The organism is Okeania sp. SIO2B9 (assembly GCF_010672505.1).
Classification (GTDB): domain Bacteria; phylum Cyanobacteriota; class Cyanobacteriia; order Cyanobacteriales; family Microcoleaceae; genus Okeania; species Okeania hirsuta.
The window spans coordinates 1-6,802 of sequence record NZ_JAAHGK010000279.1 but is presented as its reverse complement, the minus strand read 5'-3'; the positions used below and the strand labels follow the sequence as shown (position 1 = coordinate 6,802).

Below are 6,802 nucleotides of genomic sequence, written 5' to 3'. Positions count from 1 at the left end.
TTCGATAACACCAACAATTTACAACCAAAACTACCGAGAATTTATTACCAAAAAAATTGAATCCTTGGTTAACTACGAAGTCACAAGCAATATTTTAAGTATTGGGAGTGGTAACGCTTTTGTTGAAAGTGATTTACATCAAAAAGGATATCATGTCATAGCCAATGATGTCAATGAAGATGCCATTGAAATTGCTCGAAACAAAGGATTGCCCGTGGTTTTTGCTGATGTAAATCAGTGGGAACCGGAACACAAAAATTTTGATTTAATTTACTGTGATGGAGTGGTTGGACACTTATATAAACCTGGAGAGGGTTTAACTAAGCTCTTCAGTCGTTTACGAGATTGGTTGGTTTCTCACCAGGGTATTCTGCTGATTTCTAATGATGCAGTGGCGATCGACGCTCCTGTACATCCTCACCCAGTAGTGAAAGACTTTTATTGGTTTTCGGCAGATTATTTGCGTTCGGAGTTACTGAGCGCTGGTTTTGAAACTGTTGAAAACGAAAGTTTCATCTATCACCGTCCCCTCACAGGAGAAAAAGAACGGTTAATTTTACAAGCTAGATGTTAAAAAAGCGGTCAGCGGTCAGCAGTCAGCAGTCAGCAAGATTATTTTTTTAACGTTTAGCAGGAGATTTCAACATTTTTCGGTAAAAGGCTAGCTGTTTGCAGAGCATTCCGGAACGGAAATGCTAAAAGCTGATAGCTAGTTAATTCTACTGTTTTTGTGATGGATTTAGGATTAAAAGGTAAAATTGCTTTAGTGACGGCATCCAGTCGAGGCATCGGGAGAGCGATCGCCGAGGGTTTGGCCAAAGAAGGATGTCGGGTGATTATTTGCAGTAGAGATCAAGATAATTTACTCAAAGCTGCCCAGGAAATAGAAGCCAAGACGGGACAATTAATTACACCTATCCCAGTGGATCTTGAGCAAAAAGATAGTATCTCCCAATTGCTCAAGGGCATTACCAATCAATTTTCCACCATTGATATTTTAGTCAACAACGTGGGTGGGATGCCCTACAAGCGCCACTATGAACTAAACCAAGAAGATTGGCAGCAATCATTCGATCTGACCTTTATGAGTCAGGTGACTATAGCTGAAGCATTACTCCCATTGATGAAAAAACAGTCTTGGGGTAGGATGATTTTTGTGACTTCAGTAGGTGCAAAACAGCCTGGTATGCTGATTGCCCATTCTCAAAGAGCAAGTGTTGTTGCTTATGCTAAAACCCTTGCTAATGAATTGGGGGAGCATAACATTCTGGTTAATAGTATCTGCCCTTCTTTTGCTGTTACGGATAAGTTTTATGAAGTGGCTGATGAAGTGGCGAGGAGACAAGGTAGTTCTCGTGAAGAAGTTATCCAGCAATGGATGAAAAGTGTTCCTCTCCGTCGCCCAGCTTCAGCAGAGGAAGTAGCTAATTTAGCAGTATTTCTGGCTTCGGAAAAAGCGAGTTATATCACTGGAACCTGTATTCAAGTAGATGGGGGATTTGTGAAAAGTTTGTTTTAGAAGCAGGGAACAGGGAACAGTTGAGGTTTAAAAAGTCTCAGTTGAGGTTTTAAAGTGAGAACTTTGAGGTTTGAAACATCTCAGTTAAGATTTGCAACTTCTTAGAGCTGACTTTTAACTTTTGACTTCCAAGTTGGTTCTATAAAGAAAATGATCAAACGAAACTAACATTAAAACAATGGAAAGTACCAAGCAATTTGTCAAATACATGAAAGCTGATGAAAGACCATCTGTGGATGGCTCCATAGACCTTTCATCTTTGTTGGGAGAATGGTTTAATACCAAGTCGGATACTAACTACATTAAGAAAGTAATCTTGAGCGATCGCGATGGTAGTTTAATCATTAATGTTTACGGAGCTAGCGATGGAGGTTTAATTGATTGGGGAGAAGCAGAAGCTATACCCTACGGATCTGGGACTTTATCCTTAATAGCAGCAGGATTCCATGCCATTTTTAATCTAGAGGGAATTGAAACTCATCTTGTTTCCAATCAAAAGTTAAGTATACTCTGCATTCAATCCTACACTCGCTACCTCGATAGTAGTGGTCGTATTGGGCACTTTTCCCGTGAGTTTTTTCACCGTTAGTCGTCTTTAAGGTACATAGTTTTATAGTCTCAAGCTTGAAAACAATAGAGGAGATATCTAATAAATGAAATGGAACGAAATTTACGGTGAAACCCAGAGTTATCAACCTAATAGCAATGCTCAAGTTGACTTAAGTGCCATTCTAGGAACTTGGATCAATTCTAATGAACAAACTGAGTGGATTAAGAAGTATACCATAACTCAGCAGGGCGATCGCCTGTTCATTAATGTTTATGGTGCTAATGCTCCGGAAGATTGGGGTCAAGTTGAGGTAACAACATTTGTAGACAATCTTGGCCAAACAGCTTTCTATGCCCAGTACAACCTTGATGGAGTAGAACCTTTATTGGCAGCTAATATGAATAAAGGTTTGTGCGTAATTGCTGCTTTTCTGAAGTTTAAAGATAGCGATCACCCTAATTTTCTCAGTCGCGAGTTTTACTATAAATTAGATCAATAGTTAAAATTTATAATGGGAGTATACTCCCTAATTTAAGATGGAACAATTAAGCCAAATCAAGCTAAGAATTCCTATTCTTTTAGGGAGTTGCCGAATAGGTCGGGAAAGTCTAAAAGTAGCGAAATTTATATTAGCAGAACTTGTTAAGCAAGACCGAATAGATACTGAACTTATTGACCTAGGTGAGTATAAATTACCTATGTTAGAAGAGCGATTACAGGATAGTTCAAATCCTCCCGATAATGTTCTACGATTTTGCTCCAAATTAGGTCAAGCAGATGGGATTTTACTTGTTACTCCTGAATATAAAAATGGCTATCCTGGAGTATTAAAAAATGCCCTTGATTATCTGGAACCCCAGGCTTTAAAGTATAAACCGATTGGTATTTGTACGGTCTCTTCTGGCAGGTTTGGAGGACTTGATTGTTTGGCGCAATTACGATTAGTTAGTCTCGCTTTAGGAGCATTACCAATTCCTGATAAATTGCCTGTTCCTAATGTGAAAGAATTATTTGATGAAAATGGTAATTTGTCTGATTTAAAATTTCAAGCCCGGCCATTCCGTAAGGAAAGCTTTGCGATAGCAAACGCCATATCCAATCGACCAAGAGAAGAAAAAAATTTCCTTTTTAACCAATCCTCTTCTTTTTAAGAAGAAGTAATTATGGCTCTTCTAGGGTAGCTATGATAAATTACTACAAAATAAACTCCATAATCCTTGCGTAGCAACGGTTATGGAAGTGCAAAAAAGCAATTTAATGAACATCCCTTTTGATTTGGTTGAATCCTTTGCTACTTAAGGGTTTAAGCTCATTTAAACTACTAAGAAGCTATAACCAGTCTAGGAGAGCCGTAATTATTAATTATTAATTATTAATTATTGCAAGATGGATACAAAACGAACTGCGGACTCTATCAAACTAGATTTTGTTTTAGAAACTATCAACCGCAAGTTACTAGAAACCAAAAATCCTCCTTTAAATACCGCAGAAATTATGCTGATCCGAGGTATCTGGGATAATAAGACCTATAATATTGTGGCTGAAGAGGCTGGTTACAGCTCAGGTTATCTAAGTAGTGTGGTTGCTCCTGATTTATTTAGACGAATTTCTGATATTATTGGTCAAAGGGTGACAAAGAAAAACTGTCGGATGCAACTGCAAATATGTCTCATCCCACAAGCTACCTCAAAAAAAAATGTCCGACCTCAAAAATCTGAAAAACTTTCTATCAGTATAACACAACTAATGTCACCAAATTTTCCGAATGGATCTATTTCTCTAAATTCGCCATTTTACATACAACGATCCGATATTGAGAAGCAAGTGTATGCAGAAATTGAGAAACCAGGAGCATTGGTGAGAATAAAAGCACCGCAGGAGATGGGCAAAACTTCACTTCTGTTGAGGGTTATAAAGTATGCAGAAAGTTTGGACTATTGCACCGTTAACTTAGACTTACAACGGGTAGAGCAAAACATTTTGAGTGATGATATCAACAAATTTTTACGTTGGTTTTGTGCTAATATTGCCCATCAACTAAATCTAGAGCCTAACTTAGATGACTATTGGGATGAAGATATTGGTGGCAAAGTTAGCTGCACCCTATACTTCCGCAACTATTTATTACAGTCAATTAATTCTCCCCTACTTCTAGCTTTAGATGAAGTCAATCAGATTTTTGAGTATCCAGAAATAGCAAAAGATTTTTTGACTCTATTGCGGTCGTGGTATGAGGAAGCAAAAAGACAACCTGTGTGGCAAAAACTGCGTTTAGTGGTAGTTCACTCCACTGAAATTTATGTGCCTCTGCAACTTAAACAGTCACCTTTTAATGTCGGGTTACCAATTCAGTTAGGTAGTTTTAGCTTAGAAGCAGTCTTGGAATTAGCCCAATATTACGGACTCGACTGGAGTGAAGGGGAAGAAGCAAATCTTTTGATGGCTACCATTGGAGGACATCCAGCACTGGTGCATCTGGCTATTTATCATCTGAGTCGAGAAGATGTAACAATAAGGCAATTATTAGAAACTGCTGCCACATCTACCGGAATTTATGCCAATCATTTGCGACGTCATCAAGTGAAGTTGGAAGAGGAGCCAGAATTAGCGATCGCTCTACAAAATCTTGTCAATACTAATGAACCCATATTATTAAAACCTATTATTGCTTATCAGTTAAGTAGTATGGGGTTAATTAAGTTAGATGGAAATAAAGCCACATTAACTTGTGATTTGTATCGACAGTATTTTAGAAGTCAATAACAACCTCATGGGGTTGTTTAATAATTAATAATTAACAATTAATAATTAATAATTGCCTTTTCTGTAATAGAAGGATTGGCTAAAAGGAATTTTTTTTCTTCTCTTGGTCGATTGGATATGGTTAGGAAACCCATCCATCCCATCCTACGGAATGCTCCGCAAACGACCACTTTTTTCTCCATGAATGGAGAGGCTTTATACCTTAATTTCTCAGTAAGGGTTGAATTTTAGGGGATTCAACGAATTGGCGACCATATACTCGGCATTGGAAACATTGTTGACCACGACGATGGCCGTTTTTCCTGGTGTGGGTGGAGTTAGATTTTGGACATTTCATGTCCCTAATTATAGAACATTGATCATTACTTTTCAAAATTTACATTGGGAAGTCAAAGATATAGTAAAGTTGATGCTATCCGAGTATTTTTGCCGTCAATGTTATATTGCGGTTGACCCATCAGAACCTTATCTGACTCAGATTATTGAGTTTATTGGCTCTGATAATTTAATTTTTGGTTCAGGTTATCCACACATGGATCGTCTAGATAGATGTAGTGAAAAATGTTGTAGAGTTTGAGGGTAAGTTGTCTCAGGAGATAGTAAACAAAATTGTTTGGGATCATCCCAGATGTTTTTATAACTTACAGTAAATAAGTTAAATTAGCTCAGTGTTTAGCTCTGCACAGAAATTAAATGATGGAGATTGAACTCAAGCATCATTTTATAGTTGTGCAATGTTTAGTTTTCAACTAATTTTTTTATAATTTGACAACAATTTTAGGAGAAAGTAAAACTTATGATCCCTGTTTCTTTAGTTAATAATCAACGATTCCCAGGCTCTCAAGGCCAGCTCAAATATTCCCAAAATTTGCCAGAGCATCAGCTATATCAGATCCTTATAGTTAAAGAACAAGAATCAAATTCTCCTGAACCAGTATCTGATGCCACATCCCCCAATCTAGGGTTAAAAACAAGAGTATTTACGGGTACAAAAAAGCAATTAATAGAAAAGATATCAGAAGATTATATATCGACAGCTTATGATGTATTTTCTGGAATACAAAAATTGCCTAATGAGGGATTAAACATGGATAATGTAATGCCCTTCCTAGATGAAAGTTCAGATAAAGATAGGTCACTCTTCATAAATCAGTACTCTACTGTGCGAAGACTTTTTCAGGCGAGAAAACTATCTCAATTGATTGCCTCAACATGGTTAGAAGGGTCCGGGGATGAAACAAATTCTATAATAACACCAGGATGCGAAGGTTATGTTAAAAAACTTTTGCTTCGTAGCAATCATGGGCCAGATGATCCTCAAGCCCACACATTTGATCGCTGGAACGAAAGAGATCAAATGATAATAATGCCAGACCAAGCAAATTGGCAAAGCATTAATTTGAATCTGTTGTTTTGTGGACAAGCTTATTTGTGGAAAGATCAAAAATTTACAAGATTATGTCAACCTCTTCTATCTACTTATGAAGCGTCTCAGATGTTTACTTTACAGGTAGTTTGGGAAAACTTTGGAGGCATTATAGAAGAGAAATCACACTCAGGTATAGCAAATCCTCGGGGTCCCTACTACAAAGTATCAATTCCTTATCCACCATGCCCTGATATAAATGATGCAGCGGGATCTACTACAGGACTTACTACAGAAAAGATCGAAAAATGGGTAAAAGCAAAGGATGTAGGATATGATGAAGAATTACCATTCGTTAATGAAATTTGGTCTGCAGAAAGAGGAATCAACATCAAATTTGTTGTTCCTCCTTACCCTTATTTACCAATGAGTTGTCTTTGTTAAATTAAGCCTCATTGAAAAAATTAGCCATAGGATAAAGCAAAGTGCTAAACTTCACTTGATTGGCTTATCTTATGGCTTATTTATTAAGAGCTTATGCAAACTAACTATCATATCATCAAAAAAATCTATGAAAGTTCTAACTCCTTAGTTTATAAAGCTA

General features: G+C 37.2%; 8 protein-coding genes. All 8 read left to right on the top strand.

What is annotated here, in order from left to right:
* Window positions 1-574: bifunctional 2-polyprenyl-6-hydroxyphenol methylase/3-demethylubiquinol 3-O-methyltransferase UbiG (locus F6K13_RS12095; RefSeq protein WP_287287472.1), on the top strand; the 574-nt coding region annotated here is incomplete at its 5' end.
* Between the two features lie 159 nt (window positions 575-733).
* Window positions 734-1,519: an SDR family oxidoreductase gene (locus F6K13_RS12090; RefSeq protein WP_287287473.1), complete on the top strand. Its 786-nt coding sequence runs from the start codon at window positions 734-736 to the stop codon at window positions 1,517-1,519.
* A 178-nt stretch (window positions 1,520-1,697) separates the two neighbouring features.
* Window positions 1,698-2,108: a hypothetical protein gene (locus tag F6K13_RS12085; protein WP_287287470.1), complete on the top strand. Its 411-nt coding sequence runs from the start codon at window positions 1,698-1,700 to the stop codon at window positions 2,106-2,108.
* 64 nt (window positions 2,109-2,172) lie between these two features.
* Window positions 2,173-2,568, top strand: coding sequence for a hypothetical protein (locus F6K13_RS12080; protein ID WP_287287469.1), 396 nt, complete (start codon window positions 2,173-2,175; stop codon window positions 2,566-2,568).
* Between the two features lie 37 nt (window positions 2,569-2,605).
* The gene (locus tag F6K13_RS12075; RefSeq protein WP_287287468.1) at window positions 2,606-3,220 is read left to right on the top strand and encodes an NADPH-dependent FMN reductase; all 615 of its coding nucleotides are present in this window, start codon (window positions 2,606-2,608) and stop codon (window positions 3,218-3,220) included.
* A 235-nt stretch (window positions 3,221-3,455) separates the two neighbouring features.
* Window positions 3,456-4,832: an AAA-like domain-containing protein gene (locus F6K13_RS12070; protein WP_287287466.1), complete on the top strand. Its 1,377-nt coding sequence runs from the start codon at window positions 3,456-3,458 to the stop codon at window positions 4,830-4,832.
* Between the two features lie 244 nt (window positions 4,833-5,076).
* Entirely contained in the window at window positions 5,077-5,409 is a 333-nt protein-coding gene (locus F6K13_RS12065) for a hypothetical protein (protein WP_287287464.1), read from the top strand.
* A 219-nt stretch (window positions 5,410-5,628) separates the two neighbouring features.
* A complete protein-coding gene (locus F6K13_RS12060) occupies window positions 5,629-6,642 on the top strand; it encodes a hypothetical protein (protein WP_287287463.1) in 1,014 nt (337 codons plus the stop codon).
* Window positions 6,643-6,802 lie beyond the last annotated feature (160 nt).

Excerpts from the sequence above, each read along its gene's own strand:
- F6K13_RS12090 (WP_287287473.1), top strand. The coding sequence starts at position 734 with ATGGATTTAGGATTAAAAGGTAAAATTGCTTTAGTGACGGCATCCAGT.
- F6K13_RS12085 (WP_287287470.1), top strand. The coding sequence starts at position 1,698 with ATGGAAAGTACCAAGCAATTTGTCAAATACATGAAAGCTGATGAAAGA.
- F6K13_RS12080 (WP_287287469.1), top strand. The coding sequence starts at position 2,173 with ATGAAATGGAACGAAATTTACGGTGAAACCCAGAGTTATCAACCTAAT.
- F6K13_RS12075 (WP_287287468.1), top strand. The coding sequence starts at position 2,606 with ATGGAACAATTAAGCCAAATCAAGCTAAGAATTCCTATTCTTTTAGGG.
- F6K13_RS12070 (WP_287287466.1), top strand. The coding sequence starts at position 3,456 with ATGGATACAAAACGAACTGCGGACTCTATCAAACTAGATTTTGTTTTA.
- F6K13_RS12060 (WP_287287463.1), top strand. The coding sequence starts at position 5,629 with ATGATCCCTGTTTCTTTAGTTAATAATCAACGATTCCCAGGCTCTCAA.